The organism is Clostridioides sp. ZZV14-6345 (assembly GCF_020657775.1).
Taxonomy (GTDB): Bacteria; Bacillota; Clostridia; order Peptostreptococcales; family Peptostreptococcaceae; genus Clostridioides; species Clostridioides difficile_D.
In genome coordinates this window covers 1-390 of the sequence record NZ_JAGWCX010000195.1, presented here as the reverse complement: position 1 = coordinate 390, position 390 = coordinate 1, and the positions used below count along the sequence as shown (strand labels likewise).

At 30.5% G+C, this 390-nt stretch carries 1 pseudogene; it reads right to left on the bottom strand.

Features of this window, described 5'->3' with window-relative positions:
* Positions 1–151: 151 nt before the first annotated feature.
* Positions 152–313, bottom strand: a pseudogene (locus KGF39_RS19540) (cell wall-binding repeat-containing protein); the annotation flags it as partial.
* Positions 314–390: the final 77 nt, after the last annotated feature.

The window sequence follows — 390 nt, the reverse complement described above, 5'->3', positions numbered from 1 at the left end:
TAGAAAACCCTTTTTAGTTTTATCTACATTTAAATAGTATTATGTTAAAAAATTTAACATTTGACGAATTATAAAGTATTTATATTAACTTATAGAATTTCTATCTTTTTGCCTACAATCGCTACTTTGTAAATGCTATTTTGCTCACCTTTACTAAACTACCACTCATTGATGAAGTCACACCTATTACATAACTTTCTATTCTAGTAGTATTAAATGGCACACTTTTCCCATCAGTTAATACTATAGGTGATTTATCTCTGACAGCTACTGAAGCAATATTCATAGCATCTGGTTCACATTTGAAAGCATTAATATAAGGTAGTAGTGGCGAAGACACTGCCCAAGTAGCTTGGCTTTGTAACCACCTATGATTCTATCGTTTAGATA